This is a genomic window from Streptomyces sp. NPDC015532, from assembly GCF_043078065.1.
Classification (GTDB): domain Bacteria; phylum Actinomycetota; class Actinomycetes; order Streptomycetales; family Streptomycetaceae; genus Streptomyces.
Map to the genome: position 1 here is coordinate 263,045 of NZ_JBIBSY010000003.1, position 21,366 is coordinate 284,410.

Here is a 21,366-nt window from a genome sequence, read left to right on the forward strand (position 1 = left end):
CCCGCCGGCGCGCTATCCGGTTCCCGGCGGCCCGGACCGCCGCCGGGACGGCCGGCGCCGTCCTGCTGCTCGCGCTGCCCTTCTACGTCGACCGCTTCTGGCTCCAGGCCGGACTGTTCGCCATGGCCGCCGCGATCGGCGCCATCGGCCTGAACCTCCTGACCGGCGCGACCGGACAGCTCTCCATGGGGCACGCCTTCTTCCTCGCGGTCGGCGCCTACGGGTACTGCGTGTTCGCCGCCGACGGGGGTGACGGGCTGACCGGGCTCGGACTGCCCGCCTGGCTCGCGGCCGTGCTCGCCGTGGCCGTCCCCGGGATCGCCGGGGGCCTGTTCAGCCCGATCGCGGGACGGCTGCGCGGCGCCTACCTCGGCATCGCCACGCTCGCCCTGATCTTCATCGGACAGCACGTCCTGTTCAACGCCCGGGATCTGACGGGCGGCTTCAACGGCCGCGACGTACCGCCGCTCAGCCTCTTCGGGCTCACCTTCGACGACCGCGAGCTGGTCGTCGCGAACGTGCCCTTCGGCTCGGCCGAGAAGCTCTGGTACGTGGGTCTGCTGATGCTCCTCGGCTGCGGGCTGTTCGCCCGCGGGGTGCTGCGCGGCCGGCCCGGCCGGGCGATGAACGCGATCCGCGACCACCGGATCGCGGCCGGGGTGATCGGCGTGCCGGTCGCCCGGTACCGCGCCGGCGTCTTCGTCCTGTCCTCGATGTACGCGGGCCTGGCCGGGGTGCTGCTCGCCCTGGTCTTCCAGCGCACGGTGCCCGACTACTTCGGGATCACTCTCTCGCTCGACTACCTCGCCATGATCGTCATCGGCGGGCTCGGCTCGGTCTCCGGGGCGGTGGCCGGGGCCGTGTTCGTCTCGCTGCTGCCCCAGCTGCTGACCCGCTACAGCGACACCCTTCCCCTGGTCTCCGACCCGGGCACGGGCGGGATCGCGCCGGGTGAGGCGGCCCGGTACCTGTACGGCGCCGCTGTCGTGGCGGTCGTGCTCTTTCTTCCGGGCGGTCTGGTCAGGGTGGCCGCCCGGCTTCGCGTCACGCCCCGTCCCGGGGCCACTCCAGGGGAGGAACAATGAGAACGACACACACCGCGAGGCTGGCCGCGGGGGCGCTGGCCGCCCTGCTCGTGCTGGCCGGATGCAGCTCCAAGGCCAAGGACGACGACGGCGACAAGGGCGCCGCCGGCGGGGTGAAGACCGGCGAGGGGATCTCCGGGAAGACGATCAGTCTCGGAGTGCTCACCGACATGAGCGGTGTCTACGCGACGCTCGGCAAGAGCGTCACCCAGGCGCAGCAGCTCTATGTGAAGCAGACCAACGCCGCCGGCGGCGTCTGCGGCTACAAGCTGGCGCTGACGGTCCGCGACCACGGCTACGACCCGCAGAAGGCCGTCTCCGGCTACACGGAGCTGGCACCGAAGGTGCTGGGCTTCACCCAGTTCATCGGCTCGCCGTTCGTCGCGGCCGTCAAACAGCGCATCGACGGCCAGGACAAGGCCCTGGTCCTGCCGCAGGCCTGGTCGGCCACGCTGCTGGGCAGCCCGTACATCCGGCCCATCGGCGCCACGTACGACATCGAGACGATCAACGCCATCGACTTCCTGATGAAGGAGAAGGGCCTGAAGAAGGGCGACAGCATCGGCCATGTGTACTTCGAGGGCGACTACGGAGAGAACGCCCTGACGGGCTCCCGCTACATGGCCGAGCAGGCGGGACTCAAGGTCGTCGAGCAGAAGATCAAACCCACGGACAACGACATGACCGGCCAGGTCGTCGCGCTGAAGAAGGCCGGGGTGAAGGCCGTCGTGATCAGCGCGGGCCCGCGGCAGGCGGCCTCGCTCGTCGGGGTCGCGGCGGCCGTCAAGTTCGACGTGCCGGTGATCGGCAACAACTCGGCGTTCGCCCCGCAGCTCCTGGCCACCGCGGCGGCCCCGGCGCTGGAGGCGAACTACTACGTCGCGAACCCCTCGCTGCCGATCGGGGCGGACACCCCGAAGGCGAAGAAGCTGGTCGCCGACTACAAGGCCGCCTATCCGAAGGACTCCCTGGACAACGGGGTGGTGGCCGGCTGGACGGCCGCCACGGCGTTCGGCGAGGCACTGAAGAAGGCCTGCGCGGCCAAGGACCTCACCCGTGAGGGCGTCGACAAGGCCCTGCTGACCATCAAGGCCCTCGACACGGGGTTCGGCGTCCCGCAGGACTTCACCGACCCGAAGTCGGCGTCGTCGAAGGAGAGCGTCATCCTCCAGCCGGACAAGAACGCCGTGGGCGGGATGAAGGTCGTCCGTGAGGCGGAGGCCTCGTCCGTCGCCCAGGGGTACACGCCCAGCGCCTGACCCCGGCGCGCGCCCGGCGCGTGACCCACCGCGCCCCCGCCCGGGGGCGCACGGGAGCGCGGTGGACGAGCACAGCAGAAGGGCCCCGAACCGTGTGGTTCGGGGCCCTTCCGTGTCGTACGGGGTGTTACGGGAGCTGTGCGGCTCGTGCCTCACGTCGGTTGCCCCGGAAGTTGTTCACCCGGCGGGCCGTGGCGAACAGCGGGATCACCGCGCCCATGACCAGCTGGAGCGCGCAGCCGGTCTGGAGGAGCAGCTGGCCGCCGGGGGCGTCGAACGCCCAGGCCGCCAGGAGCGCCATCGAGAGCACGATCCAGGAGAGCATCGCCACCGCGAGGCGGCCACGCGGCTTGGGGTACTCGACCCGGCTCACCATCAGCCACGCGGTGCCCATGATCGCCATGAGCGTGGCGACGAAGGGCAGCTCCAGCAGGATGATCGAGACCACCGTGAGCGCGCCGAACGGGCTCGGCATGCCCTGGAACGTGCCGTCCTTCACCGTGACGCAGGAGAATCTCGCGAGCCTCAGCACCACGGCCAGGAGCACCACGATCGCTCCGACCGCCGCCACCTTCTGGTAGGCGTCGTCCGCGACCATGCCGTAGACCAGCACGAAGTACGCCGGTGCGAGACCGAAGCTGATCAGGTCGGACAGGTTGTCCAGCTCGGCGCCCATGGGGGAGGAGCGCAGCTTGCGGGCCACCAGGCCGTCGAACAGGTCGAAGACCGCGGCGCAGAGCATGAGGATCACGGCCGTCGCGGCGGAGTGACGGGCCATGCCCGACTCGTCGCTGCCCGTGAGGTGCGGGATCAGGATGCCGGTGGTGGTGTAGTACACCGCCATGAAGCCGCAGGTCGCGTTGCCCAGCGTGAGCGTGTCCGCTATCGAGAGGCGGAGGGAGAGAGGCATCTCCTCCTCGTCGTCCACCTCATCGGCCTCCGGCACCCAGCCGGCCTGTGTCTCGGGATCAATCACGGTCAATTCGAGTCACCCCAGCCACGGTCTTCTGACCGACCTCCACGTCGACCTCGACACCCTCGGGGAGGTAGATGTCCACGCGTGAGCCGAAGCGGATCAGACCGATCCGCTCACCCTGCTCGACCTTCGTCCCCTGCGGGATGTAGGGCACGATGCGACGGGCGACGGCTCCGGCGATCTGGATCATCTCGATGTCACCGAGCTCGGTGTCGAAGTGCCAGACGACGCGCTCGTTGTTCTCGCTCTCCTTGTTGAACGCCGGAACGAACCCACCGGGGATGTGCTCGACCGAGGTCACCGTGCCGGAGAGAGGCGCGCGGTTGACGTGGACGTTGAGCGGGCTCATGAAGATCGCGACGCGGGTACGCCCGTCCTTCCACGGCATGATGCTCTGCACCACTCCGTCGGCGGGCGAGATGACCCGGCCCTGCGTGATCTCACGCTCGGGGTCGCGGAAGAACCACAGCATCCCGGCCGCGAGCGCGGTGGCGGGTACGGCCACGGCCTTGGCCGCGCCGGAACGGCGCGAACGGGCCAGGCTGAGTGCTGCGGTGGCAACGGTCGGGAGAAGCCACGGCGATGCTCCGCGCGCGAGGCGGACCCGGCCGCGAGGTGCAGAGGTTTGGCTGTGGGGCATGGATGACCTTCGTAGCGGATGATGCCGCGCTCGAACGGGGGACGGCGGCTTTCACGCGATCGTACCGGTCGCAGACCGCAACTGGGCAAGCCAAGTTGCGGAGTCGACGGCTGAAGAGAGCTGACGGGGTGTGACCTTCTTCGCGAAGAAAACACCCCGAACCCGGACATCTAGCCCTGGAGTCGATACTCTTCGAGCAGTCGGCGCCCGATGATCATTTTCTGGATCTCGGCGGTACCTTCGCCGATCAGCAGCATCGGCGCCTCACGGTAGAGGCGCTCGATCTCGTACTCCTTGGAGAAGCCGTAGCCGCCGTGGATCCGGAACGCGTCTTCCACGACCTCTTTGCAGTACTCGGAGGCGAGGTACTTCGCCATCCCTGCTTCGAGGTCGTTTCGTTCCCCGGAGTCCTTTTTGCGAGCCGCGTTCACCATCATTGCATGGGCGGCCTCGACCTTGGTAGCCATCTCGGCCAACTTGAACTGGATCGCCTGGTGCTGCGCGATGGCCTTGCCGAAAGTGTGACGTTGCTGGGCATATGAGACACCGAGCTCAAATGCACGGTGTGCCACGCCGCAGCCACGGGCCGCGACATTGACGCGGCCGACCTCGACTCCGTCCATCATTTGGTAAAACCCTCGGCCGGTGGTGCCGCCGAGGACCCGATTGGCCGGAATGCGCAGTCCGTCCATGATGAGTTCGGTGGTGTCGACCCCCTTGTAACCCATCTTGTCGATCTTCCCGGGGATGGTGAGACCGGGACGGACCTCTCCGAAGCCGGGCTCCTTCTCCACGAGGAAGGTCGTCATCGACTTGTGGGGCGCCGTGCCCTCGGGGTGTCCTTCGTCACTTCGGACGAGAACGGCCACCAGAGTCGACGTTCCGCCGTTCGTCAGCCACATCTTCTGGCCGTTCAGGACGTACTCGTCGCCGTCCTTGACCGCCTTGGATGTGATCGCCGACACATCGGAGCCGAGCGCCGGCTCCGACATCGAGAAGGCGCCGCGCACCTCGCCGAGCGCCATGCGGGGCAGGAAGTAGTCCTTCTGTTCCTGCGTGCCGTGCTGCTTGAGCATGTACGCCACGATGAAGTGGGTGTTGATGATGCCGGAGACCGACATCCAGCCGCGGGCGATCTCCTCGACGCACAGCGCGTACGTGAGGAGGGACTCGCCGAGGCCGCCGTACTCCTCGGGGATCATCAGCCCGAAGAGGCCCAGCTCCTTGAGGCCGTCGACGATCGCCTGCGGGTACTCGTCGCGGTGCTCCAGCTCGGTGGCGACCGGGATGATCTCCTTGTCCACGAAATCGCGGACCGTGGAGAGGATCTCCCGCTGGACATCGGTCAGACCGGCGGTCTGGGCGAGTCGCGCCATGACTACTTCTCCGTCTTCTTCTCCGCCGGGGCGGTGAGTTCGGGCCGGCCGGGCTGCTCGCCGCCGCGCTCCTTGATGTACGTCTCGGTGGGGACCATCACCTTGCGGCGGAACACGCAGACCAGCGTGCCGTCCTGCTTGTAGCCCTTGGTCTCCACGTAGACGATCCCGCGGTCCGACTTGGACCGGGAGGGCGTCTTGTCGAGGACCGTGGTCTCGCCGTAGATCGTGTCGCCGTGGAAGGTCGGCGCCACGTGCTTGAGCGACTCGACCTCCAGGTTGGCGATCGCCTTGCCCGAGACGTCCGGCACGGACATGCCCAGCAGCAGCGAGTAGATGTAGTTCCCGACGACGACGTTCTTGCCGAAATCGGTCGTCTTCTCCGCGTAGTTGCTGTCCATGTGGAGCGGGTGGTGGTTCATGGTCAGCAGACAGAAGAGGTGGTCGTCGTATTCCGTGACCGTTTTTCCGGGCCAGTGCTTGTAGACCGCCCCGACCTCGAACTCTTCGTAGGTGCGTCCGAACTGCATGGTGCTCAGGCCTCCGGGGCTTCGAACGAGGTGGTGCGCTGCATGCCGGCGGCCCGGCCCTTGCCCGAGATGACGAGCGCCATCTTGCGGCTGGCCTCGTCGATCATCTCGTCGCCGAGCATCGCGGAGCCCTTCTTGCCGCCCGCCTCGGACGTGTAGTAGTCGTACGCGTCCAGGATCAGCTCGGCGTGGTCGAAGTCCTCCTGCGAGGGGGAGAAGATCTCGTTCGAGGCCTCCACCTGACCCGGGTGCAGCACCCACTTGCCGTCGAAGCCGAGGGCGGCGGCGCGCTGGGCGACCGCGCGGTAGCCGTCGATGTTGCGGATCTGGAGGTAGGGGCCGTCGATCGCCTGGAGGTTGTTGGCGCGCGCGGCCATCAGGATCTTCATCAGGATGTAGTGGTAGGCGTCCGCCGGGTAGCCGGGCGGCTGCTCACCCACGACCAGCGACTTCATGTTGATCGACGCCATGAAGTCGGCCGGGCCGAAGATGATCGTCTCCACGCGCTGCGAGGCCGTGGCGATCTCGTTGACGTTGTTCAGGCCCTGGGCGTTCTCGATCTGCGCCTCGATGCCGATCTTGCCGACCTCGAAGCCCATCGTCTTCTCGATCTGCGTCAGCAGCAGGTCGAGCGCTACGACCTGCTCGGCCGTCTGCACCTTCGGCAGCATGATGCAGTCGAGGTTCTGGCCCGCGCCCTCGACGACCGTGACGACATCGCGGTACGTCCACTCGGTGGTCCAGTCGTTGACGCGCACGACCCGCGTCTTGCCGGTCCAGTCACCCTCGTTGAGGAACTTGACGATGGTGTGCCGGGCGTCGGGCTTGGCCAGCGGCGCGCACGCGTCCTCCAGGTCGAGGAAGACCTGGTCCGCGGGGAGCCCCTGGGCCTTCTCCAGGAAGCGGGGGTTGCTGCCCGGCACCGCCAGGCAGGAACGTCGCGGACGCAGACGGTTGACGGGCGTGGTCATGCGGGGACCTCCAGGGGGTCGAGCTTGTTCGCTTTCCGGATCTCGTCGACGATACGGCCGATGATTCCGGTGATGTCGAAGTCCTTCGGTGTGAAGACCGCGGCCACTCCCGCGGCCCGCAGCTGTTCGGCGTCCGCGTTCGGGATGATCCCGCCCGCGATCACCGGAATGTCGCCCGCGCCGGCCGTGCGCATCTTCTCCAGGACGTCCGGCACCAGCTGGGCGTGCGAGCCGGACAGGATGGACAGGCCGACGGCGTGCACGTCCTCGGCCACGGCCGCGTCCACGATCTGCTCCGGGGTGAGCCTGATGCCCTGATAGACCACCTCGAAGCCGGCGTCGCGGGCCCGCACGGCGATCTGCTCGGCGCCGTTGGAGTGTCCGTCCAGGCCCGGCTTGCCCACCAGGAACCGGAGGTTGCCGGCGCCGAGGTCCTTGGCGGTCAGCTCCACCTTGCGGCGCACCAGGGCGAGGGCGGTGCCCTCCTCGGCGGTGACCGCGACGGGCGCCGACGAGACACCGGTCGGGGCACGGAACTCGCCGAACACCTCGCGCAGGGCCCCGGCCCACTCGCCGGTGGTGACACCGGCGCGGGCGCACTCCAGGGTGGCCTCCATGAGGTTGTCGGTGCCCTTCGCGGCCTCCTTCAGCCGCTCCAGCGCCTTGCACGGGCGCGGGTGGTTGAAGGGCGGCTGGTAGCGCGTGTCGCGCCAGGTCCCCAGCGCGGAGATCACCCGGGCCTCGACCGCGGGATCGACCGTCATGATCGCCGCGTCCAGGTCGGCCGTGAGGGGGTTCGGCTCGGTCGACTGGAAGACGTTGACGCCGACGATCTTGTCGGTGCCGCCCTCGATACGGCCCCGGCGCTCGGCGTGCGAGGAGACGAGCTGCGACTTGAGGTAGCCGGACTCGACGGCGGCCATCGCGCCGCCCATCTCCTCGATCCGCGCGATCTCGGCCAGCGACTCCTCGACGAGTTCGGTCACCTTGGCCTCGATGACGTGCGAGCCCTCGAAGATGTCCTCGTACTCCAGCAGGTCGCTCTCGTGCGCCAGCACCTGCTGGATGCGCAGCGACCACTGCTGGTCCCACGGGCGGGGCAGGCCCAGCGCCTCGTTCCAGGCGGGCAGCTGGACGGCACGCGCGCGGGCGTCCTTGGACAGGGTGACGGCCAGCATCTCCAGCACGATCCGCTGGACGTTGTTCTCCGGCTGCGCCTCGGTCAGACCGAGGGAGTTGACCTGGACGCCGTACCGGAAGCGCCGCTGCTTGGCGTCCTCGATGCCGTACCGCTCGCGCGTGATCTTGTCCCAGATCCGCCCGAACGCCCGCATCTTGCACATCTCCTCGATGAAGCGGACACCCGCGTTCACGAAGAAGGAGATACGGGCCACGACCTCGCCCTTGCGGTCCTCGGCGATCTGCCCGGACGCGAACACCGCGTCCAGGACGGCGATCGCGGTGGACATCGCGTACGCGATCTCCTGGACCGGCGTGGCGCCCGCCTCCTGCAGGTGGTAGCTGCAGATGTTGATCGGGTTCCACTTGGGGATGTGGTTGACGGTGTACGTGATCATGTCCGTCGTGAGACGGAGGGAGGGCACCGGCGGGAAGACGTGCGTCCCCCGCGAGAGGTACTCCTTCACGATGTCGTTCTGGGTCGTCCCCTGGAGCTTGGTGATGTCGACACCCTGCTCCTCGGCGACGACCTGATAGAGCGCCAGCAGCCACATGGCGGTGGCGTTGATCGTCATCGAGGTGTTCATCTGTTCCAGGGGGATGTCCTGGAACAGCCGGCGCATGTCACCGAGGTGCGAGACCGGCACGCCGACCCGGCCGACCTCGCCGCGGGCGAGGATGTGGTCGGGGTCGTAGCCCGTCTGCGTCGGCAGGTCGAAGGCCACGGAGAGCCCTGTCTGCCCCTTGGCGAGGTTACGCCGGTACAACTCGTTGGACGCCTCGGCCGTGGAGTGGCCGGCGTACGTCCGCATGAGCCACGGCCGGTCCTTCACCCTCTGCCCGTCGGCTGTCTGACGCTCTGTCATGGCTGGACCTCAGACGTTCCGGAAGCGGTTGATGGCGTCGATGTGCTGGGCGCGCTTCTCCTGGTCGCGCACGCCCAGGCCCTCCTCGGGCGCCAGCGCGAGCACGCCGACCTTGCCCTGGTGGAGGTTGCGGTGCACGTCGTAGGCGGCCTGCCCGGTGTCCTCCAGGGAGTAGACCTTGGAGAGCGTCGGGTGGATCTTGCCCTTGGCGACGAGCCGGTTGGCCTCCCAGGCCTCCCGGTAGTTCGCGAAGTGCGAGCCGATGATCCGCTTCAGGGACATCCACAGGTAGCGGTTGTCGTACTCGTGCATGTAGCCCGAGGTCGAGGCGCAGGTGGTGATGGTGCCGCCCTTGCGGGTGACGTAGACACTCGCGCCGAAGGTCTCGCGGCCCGGGTGCTCGAAGACGATGTCGATGTCCTCGCCCCCGGTGAACTCGCGGATGCGCTTGCCGAAGCGCTTCCACTCCTTGGGGTCCTGGGTGTGCTCGTCCTTCCAGAACTTGTAGCCCTCGGCGTTGCGGTCGATGATCGCCTCGGCGCCCATCGACCGGCAGATGTCCGCCTTCTGCTCGCTGGAGACGACGCAGATCGGGTTGGCGCCGCCGGCGAGCGCGAACTGCGTGGCGTACGAGCCGAGTCCACCGCTCGCGCCCCAGATCAGCACGTTGTCGCCCTGCTTCATGCCGGCGCCGTTGCGGGAGACCAGCTGCCGGTAGGCGGTGGAGTTCACCAGCCCGGGAGCGGCGGCCTCCTCCCAGCTCAGGTGGTCCGGCTTGGGCATCAGCTGGTTGGACTTGACGAGCGCGATCTCGGCGAGGCCGCCGAAGTTGGTCTCGAAGCCCCAGATGCGCTGCTCGGGGTCGAGCATCGTGTCGTTGTGGCCGTCGGAGGACTCCAGCTCGACGGACAGACAGTGCGCGACGACCTCGTCGCCGGGCTTCCAGGAGTTGACTCCCGGGCCGGTGCGCAGCACGACGCCCGCGAGGTCCGAACCGATGATGTGGTACGGCAGGTCGTGGCGCTTGCTGAGATCGCTGAGCCGCCCGTAGCGCTCCAGGAAGTTGAAGGTCGACACCGGCTCGAAGATCGACGTCCACACGGAGTTGTAGTTCACGGAGGACGCCATCACGGCGACCAGGGCCTCGCCCGGTCCGAGCTCCGGCACCGGCACGTCGTCCAGGTGGATCGACTTGCGGGGGTCCTTGTCGCGGCTGCTGAGCCCGGCGAACATCTCCGCCTCGTCCTTGTGCACGGTGATCGCGCGGTAGGAGTCGGGGAGCGGAAGAGCGGCGAAGTCGGCGGACGTGGCCGTCTGCGACTGAATCGCGTCCAGGATTTCCTTCACGGTGTTGCCTCCGGCGATACGCGTTCCGAGGGAGAACGCTGAGGGGTACGTCGGTGCTGCTGCTGAGGGGTGTGCCGTCGGTTCGGCGGAGGTGGTGCTGGCAGCGCTGTGGTTGGCGCGGGAGGTTGCCTGTGACGCAGGCGTCCGGGCGCGCAGGCCATGTGGCTTGCGGGGACAGCCGGCGTACGCATGGTCTCTGCACGCCGGCCGCCCGGACTCCTTCAACGTATGGCACGCCGTGTCACCTGACAAGGCACGGAGTGCCAAAAGTTGCGCTCAGGTGAAATCTTTACGCAACAAGTGAGCGATGATCGATCAGATCGGGGGGCAAAACGCCCGGACCGGGACGCAAAAACGCCGGACGCGCTCGAAGTGAGCGTGTCCGGCGAGGTTCTTTGCCGCTTCGGTGGTGGGGCGCTACGAGCGTTCCTTGAGGGCCTGCTCGATGGTGCGCATCACCTGGTCCAGCGGTGCGTCGACACGGGCGACGGTCACCAGGACGTCCCCCTCGGTGAAGGACGACGCCGGCGCCTGTCGCGGCGCGGTCTCCCGTCCCGCGCCGATCCCGGTGCCGAAGGTCTTGCGGACGATCGCGAAGGCGTGGTCCAGCTGGGACTCCACGTCGCCCTGGCCGCCGGCCCGCAGCCACCGCCGCAGGACGTGGTTGTGGGCCGTGACCACGGCCGACGCGGCGACCTCGGCGAGCAGCGGATCGTCGTTGGCGTCGTCGTCGTGCGCGTGCTCGTCGAAATGGCCCAGCAGATAGCGCGTGAAGAGCCGCTCGTAGCGGGCCACCGAGGCGATCTCGGCCTCGCGCAGCGTCGGCACCTCGCGCGTCAGCTTGTAGCGGGAGACGGAGATCTCCGGCTGGGCCGCGTACATCTTCATGACTTCCTTGATGCCACGGCACACGGTGTCGAGCGGATGCTCGTGCGGGGGCGCCGCGTTCAGCACCGCCTCGGCCCGGATCAGGGTGTCGTCGTGATCGGGGAAGATCGCCTCTTCCTTGGAGCGGAAGTGGCGGAAGAACGTACGCCGGGCCACCCCGGCCTGGGCCGCGATCTCGTCGACGGTGGTCGCCTCGTACCCCTTGGCGGCGAACAGCTCCATGGCCGCGGCCGCCAGTTCCCGGCGCATCTTGAGGCGTTGGGCCGCCGCGCGACTGCCCGCGGCGCTCTCCGGCGCGTCGGACGTGGCTGGTGTACGTGAGGACTTGGCGGGCTGGGACATGCCCCGAACGTACTGCATGTGCGCAGGAGAGCGCGCATGTCCGGGGATCCCCCCGCCCGGGAAGGGCGGGGGGTGTCCGGCGGGGCCCAGCAGTCCGCCCCAGTCCGCGTCGGCCTCGAACCAGTCGCCCGGACGCTCAGCGGCGGGCATATTCGCGGAAGCCGCGGCCCGTCTTGCGGCCGAGGCAGCCCGCGGCCACCAGGTGCTCCAGGAGCGGCGCGGGGGCGAGTCCCGGGTCCCGGAACTCGCGGTGCAGGACCTTCTCGATGGCCAGCGAGACATCGAGCCCGACCACGTCGAGCAGCTCGAACGGGCCCATCGGGTAGCCGCCGCCCAGCTTCATCGCGGCGTCGATGTCGTCCAGCGAGGCGTAGTGCTCCTGCACCATCTTGATCGCGTTGTTCAGGTACGGGAAGAGCAGCGCGTTCACGATGAAGCCGGCCCGGTCACCGCAGTCCACCGGGTGCTTGCGGATCTTCGCGCAGACCTCGCGCACGGTGGCGTGCACGTCGTCCGCGGTCAGCACGGTCCGCACGACCTCGACGAGCTTCATCGCCGGGGCCGGGTTGAAGAAGTGCATGCCGATGACGTCCTGCGGGCGCGAGGTGGCGCGGGCGCAGGCGACGACGGGCAGCGAGGAGGTGGTGGTGGCGAGGATCGCGCCCGGCTTGCAGACCTTGTCGAACACGCCGAACAGCTGCTGCTTGATCTCCAGGTCCTCGGCGACCGCCTCCAGCGCCAGGTCCACGTCGGCGAAGTCGTCGTAGCTGCCGGTCGGCGTGATCAGCTCCAGGGTCCGCGCCGCCGCCTCGGCCGTCATCCGGCCCTTGTCGACAGAGCGGTTGAGCGACTTGCCGATACGGGCCTTCGCGGTCTGCGCCTTCTCCTCCGTGCGGGCGGCGAGGACGACCTCGTACCCGGCCTTGGCGAAGACCTCGGCGATCCCGGAGGCCATCGTGCCGGAGCCGGCCACACCCACCGAGCGGACCGTCCGTCCCTCCGTCAGGACGGCGCCCTCCAGCGGCGTCAGCGCGTCCCGCACGACGGCGTCGCTGCCCGGGGCCTCGTAGGAGTAGAAGCCGCGGCCGGACTTGCGGCCGGTCAGGCCCGCCTCGCTGAGCTGCTTGAGGATGGGCGCGGGGGCGTGCAGCCGGTCGTGCGACTCGGAGTACATCGCCTCCAGGACCGTCCGCGCGGTGTCCACGCCGATCAGGTCGAGCAGCGCGAGCGGGCCCATGGGCAGTCCGCAGCCGAGCTTCATGGCCGCGTCGATGTCCTCGCGGGAGGCGTACTTCGCCTCGTACATCGCGGCGGCCTGGTTGAGGTAGCCGAAGAGCAGCCCGTCGGCGACGAAACCGGGGCGGTCGCCCACCGCGACGGGCTCCTTGCCGAGTTCCAGCGCCAGGTCGGTGACCGCGGCCACGGCCGCCGGCGCGGTCAGCACCGAGGAGACGACCTCGACGAGCTTCATCGCGGGCGCCGGGTTGAAGAAGTGCAGGCCGAGCACCCGCTCGGGGTGGGCCGAGTCGGCGGCCAGACGCGTCACGGACAGGGCGTTGGTGCCCGTCGCGAGGATCGTCTCGGGGCGCACGATGCCGTCGAGCGCCCGGAAGACCTGCTGCTTGATGTCGTACGACTCCGGGGTCACCTCGATGACGAGGTCGGCGTCGGCGGCGGCCGCGAGGTCGGTGAAGGTACGGAAGCGGGCGAGGGCGTCCGTGCGCTCCGCGTCGCTCATGTGCTCGCGTCGCACGGCGCGGGCGGTGGAGGCTTCGAGGGTGGCGACGGCCTGGGCGGCCGCGGCCTCGCTGATGTCGATGCCGATCACGTCACGGCCGGCCCGGGCCAGGACTTCGGCGATGCCGGTGCCCATGGTGCCGAGGCCGATGACGGCGACGGTCTTCAGCGGGGACAGAGGGGTGTCGGACAGGGGAGTGGCCATCGCGGGACTCCAGAAGGTGGTGACGACTGAGGAGCGCACGCGGGTACGCCGACAGGCGCACACCGTGCGGAGGTTGCGGGTGTTTCCGGGCTGACGAGCGCACACGCCCGGTGCCGTCCCCGGGCGCCGGGAAACGGGCGCCCATGGGCGGTGAAAGCCGACCGGCCCTGTCCCGGAGCCATGTCGTACTGAGGTACCTGAGGTACCGAACCGACTGCTCTCACGGTGGCTGCGTCACCAGGCCACCGAGAGGTGAGACACGAGTGGGTAACTCGCTCGTCTGAGCTTAACCCGCCGGTAACGAGCGCGCCAGTCCCCGACTTTGTGATGTACGTCCCCGCACCTCACGGGCTTGCCTAAGCTCGCCCCATGGACGAAGCGTTGCGATCGCTCACGGAGCGACTGCGGACCGAGGCCGGGTCCGGCTCCTCGGCGGCCTACGAACGTCTGGCGGGGACGGAGGACCCCGAGGTGCTGGCCGCGGCGCTGACCGAGCGCGGACAGCCGCTCTGGGCACGGGAGTTGGTCGCCTTCCGGCTCGGCACGGCAGGGGACCGGCGGGCCTTCGAAGCACTCGTCCTGCTGCTCAACCACCGTGATCCGCAACGCTGCGCGTCCGCCGCCCACGCCCTGGCCCGGCTCGGCGACCCGCGCACCGCCCGCGCCGCCGCGGCGCTCGCCACCAACGAGCTGCGGGTCGCGTACGCGCTCCAGCCCGTACGGCTCCTGGTCGACCTGCGCGCGCCCGAGGCCGTACCCGCGCTGATCACCACCCTGGAGCGCAGACTGCGTCCGCACGACCCCTACCGCAAGGTCGCCCTCGCGTGCGCGGAGGGTCTGGGCGTCCTGGGCGACGCACGCGCCAGAAGGGTCCTGAACGAGGCGCTGGCTCATCCGGCGCTCGCGGAGACGGCTGTGCGCGCGCTGACCCGGCTGCCCGCGGAACAGACCTAGGGTTCATGCCTGTGCCTGTGCCTGTGCCTGTGCCTGTGCCTGTGGCGTGGGGCTGGGCGTCGGTGTGGGCCCGGGCCGGGGCGTGCGTGTGGGTTTCGGCTGGTGCTCGGGCGGGCCGGTTCCGGTGCACGTGTTCCGGGGCGGGTCCGGCGCGCCTCCGTCAGTCCCGGCCGGGGCCGGTCAGCAGGCGGGCGTAGCGCACCTCGGGCACCGCGACCCCGGCCGCCTCGAAGGGCTCTTCGGCGCCGTCGGGGCCGAAGCCGGCCCTCTCGTAGAAACGGCGGGCCGCGGTGTTCTCCTTGAGGACCCACAGCAGCATGCGTTCGTGCCCGGCCACCGCGCAGCGGTCGGCCGACTCCCGCAGCAGGGCTTGTCCCACTCCCTGGCCCAGCACATCGGGGTGTACGTAGATGGCGTACAACTCGACTTCCCCGGGCCCCGCTTCGCTGTCCCGGTGCGGTCCGTGGCAGGCCCAGCCGAGCACGGAACCGTCGCGCTCCGCGACCAGGTTCACGACGCTGCCGTCCCCCTGTTCGAGGTTGCGGCGCCGACGGGCCGTGTCCTCGGCCACGCTGAGTCCGTCCAGGTACGACCGCGGCATCAGGCCCTTGTACGCGGCCTGCCAGCCGCGCACCCGGATCTCGGCGACGCGCGGGCAGTCGTCGGGGGTCATCTCGCGGACCCGCAGCCCGCCGGGGGTGGAGATGGGTGTCTGACCGTCCATGGGTCCATGGTGGACCATGGGTCCGACACCGCCCACGGCCCCCGACGGGCGTCCGCGCGGGCGGGGTTCAGCCTCGGTGGCCGAGCAGTCCGTGCAGCGTCGAACCCTGGGACGAGGAGGACGCGGCCTTCGCGGTCAGCGGCTTCGGGTCGGGCAGCTTCTCGCACACCGCGTCGGCCTCGCCGCTGCCGTGCGGCACCTTGCCGCTGCTCAGATAGGCCGACAGGTACGCGTCCAGGCAGGCGTTGCCGCTCAGCGTGATGCCGTGGTTGCCGCCGCCCTGTTCGACCACCAGGCTGGAACCGCGCAGCTGGTGATGGACGGTCACCCCTCCCTCGTAGGGAGTGGCCGCGTCGTCGGTCGCCTGGAAGAGCAGCGTCGGCGGCAGACGGCGGTTGGAGATGTCCACCGGCCGCAGCGAGTCCGTGGGCCAGAACGCGCACGGCGCGTTGTACCAGGCGTTGTTCCAGGCCATGAACGGCGCCTTGTCGTACACCGCCCAGTTGTCCCGGCGCCACTGGCTCCAGTCGCGCGGCCAGGACGCGTCACGGCACTGGACCGCCGTGTAGACGCTGTAGCCGTTGTCGCCCGCGGCGTCCACGGCCCCGAAGTTCTCGTACGCCTCCACGAGCGCGTCCGAGTTCTTGCTGTTCACATAGGACGCGAAGGCCTCGGCGAGGTAGGGCCAGTAGCCGTTGTAGTAGCCGCCCGGGATGAAGGTGTCCTCCAGTTCGGAGGCGCCCACCGTCTTCTGCGCGGGGTTCTTGGCGAGTGCCGCGCGCATCGCGTACCACTTGGCCTCGACCTCGGCCGGGTCGGTGCCGAGCTTGTAGGTCGCGTCGTACTTGGCGACCCACGCCAGGAAGGCCAGGTGACGGTCGTTGAAGGCGTAGTCCTGGCCGAGGTTGTCGTCGTACCACACCCCGGTGGGGTCGACGATGGAGTCGAGGACCAGCCGGCGGACCCGCTGCGGGTACAGCTTGGCGTACACGGCTCCCAGGTAGGTGCCGTACGAGTAGCCGAAGTAGTTGATCTTCTTGGCGCCCAGGGCCGCGCGGATCGCGTCCATGTCGCGAACCGCGCTCACCGTGTCGAGGTAGGGCAGCAGCTTCGCGTACTTCGTGCCGCACGCCTCGGCGAAGTCCTTGGCGCGGGCGAGGTTGGCCCTCTCGACGGCCCTGGTGCTCGGCACGGTGTCGGGACGGACGGGCTTGAAGTGCCCCGGTTCGCAGTCGATCGCGGGCTTGCTCCTGCCGACACCGCGCGGGTCGAAGCCGATGACGTCGTACTGCGCCGCCACGGCCTTGGGCAGCGCGGAGGCGACGAAGCCGGCCAGCGTCAGTCCGCTTCCGCCGGGACCGCCCGGGTTCACCAGCAGCGGTCCCTGGTACGTCTTCGCGGTGTGCGGGACGCGGGACAGGGCGAGGGTGATCCGCTCGCTGTAGGGGTTCGCATGGTCCAGAGGCACCTTCACGGACGCGCACTGGAGCGTCGGGTAGTCGCTGGTGCCGCACTTCTTCCAGACGGGTTTCGCGGTCCGGGCGGTGCGCGGTGCGGCGGCGGAGCCGGTGCTCGCCTCGGCGGGGATCGATGTGATCATCCCGGCCAGCACGACGGCCGCCCCGCACAGAGCGGCTGCGCGTTTTTTCACAAGGCCTCCCAGGACGGAGGATTCTGAGCCGTGCACGCCACGGCCTTCGCCGTATCGTGCCGGACGGGGGTCCTGGAGGAACGTGTTCCGGTGAGACTCGACCCGATTGGGTCGCGGGATGCGCTCGGATGCCGTCATGAACCGCGTCCCGGGCCTCAGGGGCGGCGGCTGCGCGGGAGCACGGGGCGAGGCCGCCGTGACGGATCGTCACCGGCCCTCAGAGCAGCGTCAGCTGCGTCGGTCCCGGCGCGGCGGGCGCCGGGGCGGCCGCCGGCTCGGGAAGGGCGATCCGGCGCGGCATGCCCGCGCGCGTGGGGCCGATGCCGTATTCCTGTGCCAGCTCGTGGACCTGACGGGTGATCCGGCGCTGGTACCACTTCGGGGCGTAGGCGCCCTCCGCGTACAGCCGCTCGTAGCGCCGTACGAGGTGCGGGTGGTGGTGTTCCAGCCAGGCCATGAACCACTCGCGGGCGCCGGGCCGCAGGTGCAGCACCAGCGGGGTCACCGAGGTGGCTCCCGACGCCGCGACGGCCCGCACGGTGGCGCGCAGCTGGGCGGGGTGGTCGCCGAGGAAGGGGATCACGGGGGCCATGAGGACGCCGCAGCCGATGCCGTGGTCCGTCAGGGTGCGTACGACGTCCAGGCGGCGCTCGGGTGCCGGTGTGCCCGGCTCCACGGTGCGCCACAGCTCGGTGTCGGTGAAACCGACGGAGACCGAGATCCCGACGTCGGCGACCTCCGACGCCTGCTTCAGCAGGTCGAGGTCGCGCAGGATGAGCGTGCCCTTCGTCAGGATCGAGAAGGGGTTCGCGTGGTCGCGCAGGGCCGCGATGATGCCCGGCATGAGCCGGTAGCGGCCCTCCGCGCGCTGATAGCAGTCGACGTTGGTGCCCATGGCGATGTGCTCGCCGTGCCAGCGGCGCGAGGCGAGCTGGCGGCGCAGCAGCTCCGGCGCGTTGACCTTCACCACGATCTGCGAGTCGAAGCCGAGCCCGGTGTCGAGGTCCAGATAGCTGTGCGTCTTGCGGGCGAAACAGTAGACGCAGGCGTGTGAGCAGCCGCGATAGGGGTTGACCGTCCACTCGAACGGCATGCGGGAGGCCCCCGGCACCCGGTTCACGATCGAGCGCGCCCGGACCTCGTGGAACGTGATCCCTCTGAACTCCGGCGTGTCGAACGTCCTCGTCGTGACGGCGTCCGCGCCGAACAGAGCGGCGTTCCGGGCGGGGTCCCCGGTGGGGTCCGCTGTCAGGTTCTCCCAGCGCATGGCGCCTCCTAGGTAGCACTGGACAGAGAATAGAACACATGTTCCCTTGATCGTGCGACCTGATTCCCGTGTCGCCCCGCCCGGTGCCGTTCGCGTCCAGGGGCACCCCGATTTGGGCGGCCGGGGCGCCGGGTGGTTGGCTGGCCGTCCATCCCGGGGAACCAAGTGCTGGAGGAAGTGCCATGGCGCAGGTCGAGGCCACGACGGAGCGGGTCATCGCGGCGGACGCGGAGGCGGTGTTCGACGCCCTGGCCGACTACAGCGGCGCGCGGCCCGAGCTGCTGCCCGAGCACTTCAGCGAGTACGAGGTGCGCGAGGGCGGCGACGGCGCGGGCACCCTCGTCCACTGGAAGCTCCAGGCCACCAGCAAGCGCGTCCGTGACTGCCTGCTCGAGGTGAGCGAGCCCACCGACGGCGAGCTCGTCGAGAAGGACCGCAACTCCTCCATGGTCACCACCTGGCGGGTCACCCCGGCCGGTGAGGGCAAGTCCCGCGTGGTGGTCACCAGCGTCTGGAACGGCGCGAGCGGCATCGGCGGCTTCTTCGAGCGGACCTTCGCGCCCAAGGGCCTCGGCCGCATCTACGACGCCGTGCTCGCCAACCTGGCTGCGCACACCGAGAAGTGACCCCGTTCTCCGGGACGCCAACGGCTCCCGGAGGCTCAGGGACGGTCATCGGTCGGTGACTTGACGGCCGCGGCCGTCAAGAGGCCGCCCCCGAAAGCCTGTTGTGCCCTCACCGTTTCGGGTGGAACTCCCTCCCGCGCGGCGATATGCCGTAACTCGTCATGCTTGCCGGAAGTTGTCGCGATTGGTGTCAATTGTGCGGCGGGTGTGACGAGGGGAGCGGATACGTGGGCGGGATCACTCAGGTGCGGGACGAACCGGCCGTCGCACCCGCGCGAAACCCCGCTCCGAGGGCCGCCGAGCAGGTCGGGCCGACCCCGCGACAGGTGCGGCTGATCTTCTGCGGACTGATCCCCGCCCTGCTCCTCGCCGCTCTGGAGCAGATGATCGTGGCCACCGCGCTCCCGAGGATCGTCGGGGAACTGCACGGCCTCGACAGGATGTCCTGGGCGATCACCGCCTACCTGCTCACCTCCACCGTCGGACTCCCCGTCTACGGCAAGCTCGGCGACCTCTACGGCCGCAAGGGCGTCTTCCAGTTCGCCATCGCCGTCTTCGTCATCGGCTCCGCGCTCGCCGGACGGGCGGCGACCATGGACCAGCTGATCGCCTTCCGCGCGGTCCAGGGCGCCGGCGCCGGCGGCCTCATGATCGGCGTGCAGGCGATCATCGCGGACATCGTGCCGCCCCGTCGGCGCGGCCGGTTCATGGGGCTGATCGGCGCCGCGTTCGGCCTCGCCTCGGTCGCGGGCCCCCTGCTGGGCGGCTACTTCACCGACCACCTGTCCTGGCGGTGGTGCTTCTACGTCAACGTGCCCTTCGGCCTGCTCACCCTGGCCGTCGTCACCGTCGTCCTGAAACTGCCGAAGCCCGCTGCTCGGGGACGCGTCGACGTCCTTGGCGTGCTGTTCCTCGCCGCCGCCTCGACCTGCCTGGTCCTGCTGACCAGCTGGGGCGGCACCGAGTACGCCTGGAGCTCACGGGTCGTCCTCGCCCTCGCGGCGGGCGCGGTCGCCACGACGGCACTCTTCCTCGTCGTCGAGCGCTTCGCCGTCGACCCCCTCATCCCGCTGCGGCTGTTCCGGGACCCCGTCTTCAACGTCACCGCGCTCGTCGGTCTGGTCGTCGGGGCCGCGCTCTTCGGGGCCGCCGGCTACCTTCCCACCTTCCTCCAGATGGCCGACGGCGCCGGTGCCACGGAGTCCGGGCTCCTGATGCTCCCCATGATGGGCGGCATCGTCGTCGCCTCCGTCGTCTCCGGGCAGCTCGTCAGCCGTACCGGCCGCTACAAGGTCTTCCCGGTCCTCGGCTGCGCCCTGTCCGCCGCCGGCATGGGCCTGCTCTCCCGCCTCGACGCCGGAACCCCCCGGCTGCACTACAGCGTCTGGATGGCGGTTCTCGGCGTCGGTATCGGCATGGTGATGCCCGTACTGGTGGTCGCGGTGCAGAACTCCGTCCGCCCCGCCGACCTCGGCACCGCGACCAGTGCCAACAACTACTTCCGGCAGATCGGCGGCAGCGTCGGAGCCGCCGTCTTCGGCACCCTCTTCGCCGGCCGGCTCGCCGACGCGCTCGCCGACCGCCTCCCGGCGCGCGCGGGCGGGGAGCTCCCGGACCCCGAGTCCATCACCCCGCAGCTCGTCCACGCGATGCCCGCGGCCCTGCGCGACCGCTACATCGGCGCCTACGCGGACGCCATGCCGCGGATCTTCCTCTACCTCGTGCCGGTACTCGTACTCGGCCTGCTCATCGCCTTCTTCCTCAAGGAGAAACCGCTGGTGTCCCACAACGCATCCACCGCCGACCCGGAATCCGCGCGGACGAACGACCGTATTCCGCAGGCCCGTTCGGGGTACGCCGCCGGGATCCCCGTCTGCGGCGCGGTGCAGCACCCCGACGGCACCGCCGTGGCGCGCGCCGCGCTCACCCTCATCGACATCGGCGGACAGCAGATCGGGCGGGGCGCCAGCGGAGACGACGGCCGCTACGCCCTGTCCACACCCGGGCCGGGCTCGTACGTGCTGATCGCCGCGGCCGGCGGCCACCAGCCGCAGGCCGTTCCGGTGACGGTCGGCGAACGCCCGGTGGAACTCGACATCGTGCTGGGCGGCGCCGGACGGCTCACCGGCAGCGTGCTGACCGCGGACGGCACCCCGGTACGTGAGGCCGCCGTCACCCTCACCAACGCGCACGGCGAGGTGGTCGCCACCACCCGCAGCGGACGCGAGGGCGGCTACGTCATCTCGGAACTGGTGGCCGGCGAGTACACCCTCGCCGCCGGCGCGCCCGCGTTCCGCCCGGCCGCGCTCCCGGTGACCGTCCAGGCGGCCCGGGAGACCCGCCAGGACGTCGAACTCGCCGGTGGCGCCGTGCTGCGCGGCACCGTCAGGGCGGGCGGCGGACGGCCCGTGGAGGACGCGCGCGTGACGCTGCTGGACGCGGCGGGCAACGTGGTCGACACCCTCACCACCGGCCCCGACGGGACGTTCCGGTTCATCGATCTGTCGTCCGGCGAGTACACCGTCATCGCGGCCGGCTATCCGCCCGTGGCCACCGTGTTCCAGGTCGCCGGAGGCGGCCGCACGGAACACGACCTGCACGTGGGCCACGAGGACTGACGCGCCCGCACGCGCCGACCGGGCCAGGCGCGAAGGGTGCCCGGGAGGCGCGCCGCGCGCCGGAGCCGCCCCCGCCGAGTTCAATTCCCGCGTTGCCGCACATCGCGACGGACCGCCGCCGTACG

Annotated in this window: 17 protein-coding genes; 5 read left to right on the plus strand and 12 right to left on the minus strand. The window is 69.9% G+C overall.

Annotated features, from left to right (window positions below; all coding sequences use genetic code 11):
* Window positions 1-14: 14 nt before the first annotated feature.
* Complete coding sequence (locus tag ACF07B_RS12460; RefSeq protein ID WP_392179196.1) at window positions 15-1,085, plus strand: branched-chain amino acid ABC transporter permease; 1,071 nt, start codon at window positions 15-17, stop codon at window positions 1,083-1,085.
* Window positions 1,082-2,344 carry an ABC transporter substrate-binding protein gene (locus tag ACF07B_RS12465; RefSeq protein ID WP_392178919.1) on the plus strand — a complete coding sequence of 421 codons (1,263 nt, stop codon included), beginning with the start codon at window positions 1,082-1,084 and terminating at the stop codon, window positions 2,342-2,344. The genes ACF07B_RS12460 and ACF07B_RS12465 overlap by 4 nt, the downstream gene beginning before the upstream one ends.
* 127 nt (window positions 2,345-2,471) lie before the next feature.
* On the opposite strand, the gene pssA is transcribed toward ACF07B_RS12465, so the two are convergent.
* The 9 genes from pssA to ACF07B_RS12510 form a co-directional block, all read right to left on the minus strand.
* Window positions 2,472-3,290 (minus strand): CDP-diacylglycerol--serine O-phosphatidyltransferase, encoded by an 819-nt coding sequence (gene pssA / locus ACF07B_RS12470; protein WP_326790737.1) that lies wholly within the window; start codon window positions 3,288-3,290, stop codon window positions 2,472-2,474.
* Between the two features lie 22 nt (window positions 3,291-3,312).
* Window positions 3,313-3,960, minus strand: coding sequence for a phosphatidylserine decarboxylase (locus ACF07B_RS12475; RefSeq protein WP_329302471.1), 648 nt, complete (start codon window positions 3,958-3,960; stop codon window positions 3,313-3,315).
* A 170-nt stretch (window positions 3,961-4,130) separates the two neighbouring features.
* A complete protein-coding gene (locus ACF07B_RS12480) occupies window positions 4,131-5,336 on the minus strand; it encodes an acyl-CoA dehydrogenase family protein (protein ID WP_369483719.1) in 1,206 nt (401 codons plus the stop codon).
* A 2-nt stretch (window positions 5,337-5,338) separates the two neighbouring features.
* Window positions 5,339-5,866 carry a MaoC family dehydratase gene (locus tag ACF07B_RS12485; RefSeq protein WP_261705053.1) on the minus strand — a complete coding sequence of 176 codons (528 nt, stop codon included), beginning with the start codon at window positions 5,864-5,866 and terminating at the stop codon, window positions 5,339-5,341.
* 5 nt (window positions 5,867-5,871) lie between these two features.
* A complete protein-coding gene (locus tag ACF07B_RS12490) occupies window positions 5,872-6,837 on the minus strand; it encodes a CoA ester lyase (protein ID WP_261705052.1) in 966 nt (321 codons plus the stop codon).
* Entirely contained in the window at window positions 6,834-8,882 is a 2,049-nt protein-coding gene (locus ACF07B_RS12495) for a protein meaA (RefSeq protein WP_392178920.1), read from the minus strand. Before ACF07B_RS12495 ends, ACF07B_RS12490 begins: the two co-directional genes overlap by 4 nt.
* 9 nt (window positions 8,883-8,891) lie before the next feature.
* Complete coding sequence (gene ccrA / locus ACF07B_RS12500; RefSeq protein ID WP_369483721.1) at window positions 8,892-10,229, minus strand: crotonyl-CoA carboxylase/reductase; 1,338 nt, start codon at window positions 10,227-10,229, stop codon at window positions 8,892-8,894.
* Between the two features lie 417 nt (window positions 10,230-10,646).
* Complete coding sequence (locus ACF07B_RS12505) at window positions 10,647-11,459, minus strand: TetR family transcriptional regulator (RefSeq protein ID WP_392178921.1); 813 nt, start codon at window positions 11,457-11,459, stop codon at window positions 10,647-10,649.
* Between the two features lie 136 nt (window positions 11,460-11,595).
* Entirely contained in the window at window positions 11,596-13,401 is a 1,806-nt protein-coding gene (locus ACF07B_RS12510) for a 3-hydroxyacyl-CoA dehydrogenase family protein (RefSeq protein WP_392178922.1), read from the minus strand.
* Between the two features lie 369 nt (window positions 13,402-13,770).
* Between ACF07B_RS12510 and ACF07B_RS12515 the strand changes: the two genes are divergently transcribed.
* The gene (locus ACF07B_RS12515; protein ID WP_392178923.1) at window positions 13,771-14,355 is read left to right on the plus strand and encodes an adenylosuccinate lyase; all 585 of its coding nucleotides are present in this window, start codon (window positions 13,771-13,773) and stop codon (window positions 14,353-14,355) included.
* 160 nt (window positions 14,356-14,515) lie between these two features.
* Here the strand turns inward: ACF07B_RS12515 and ACF07B_RS12520 are convergent, their stop codons facing one another.
* The 3 genes from ACF07B_RS12520 to ACF07B_RS12530 all read right to left on the minus strand — a co-directional run bounded on the left by ACF07B_RS12520 (window position 14,516) and on the right by ACF07B_RS12530 (window position 17,997).
* On the minus strand, window positions 14,516-15,079 hold the full coding sequence (locus ACF07B_RS12520; protein ID WP_392178924.1) for a GNAT family N-acetyltransferase: 564 nt from the start codon (window positions 15,077-15,079) through the stop codon (window positions 14,516-14,518).
* 67 nt (window positions 15,080-15,146) lie between these two features.
* Window positions 15,147-16,730, minus strand: coding sequence for an alpha/beta hydrolase (locus ACF07B_RS12525; RefSeq protein ID WP_392178925.1), 1,584 nt, complete (start codon window positions 16,728-16,730; stop codon window positions 15,147-15,149).
* Between the two features lie 217 nt (window positions 16,731-16,947).
* Complete coding sequence (locus tag ACF07B_RS12530) at window positions 16,948-17,997, minus strand: Rv2578c family radical SAM protein (protein ID WP_392178926.1); 1,050 nt, start codon at window positions 17,995-17,997, stop codon at window positions 16,948-16,950.
* A gap of 182 nt (window positions 17,998-18,179) precedes the next feature.
* Here ACF07B_RS12530 and ACF07B_RS12535 point away from each other — a divergent pair, with 182 nt between their 5' ends.
* Window positions 18,180-18,623 (plus strand): SRPBCC family protein, encoded by a 444-nt coding sequence (locus tag ACF07B_RS12535; RefSeq protein WP_369483728.1) that lies wholly within the window; start codon window positions 18,180-18,182, stop codon window positions 18,621-18,623.
* A 227-nt stretch (window positions 18,624-18,850) separates the two neighbouring features.
* The gene (locus ACF07B_RS12540; protein ID WP_392178927.1) at window positions 18,851-21,241 is read left to right on the plus strand and encodes an MFS transporter; all 2,391 of its coding nucleotides are present in this window, start codon (window positions 18,851-18,853) and stop codon (window positions 21,239-21,241) included.
* The last annotated feature ends 125 nt before the right edge of the window (window positions 21,242-21,366 follow it).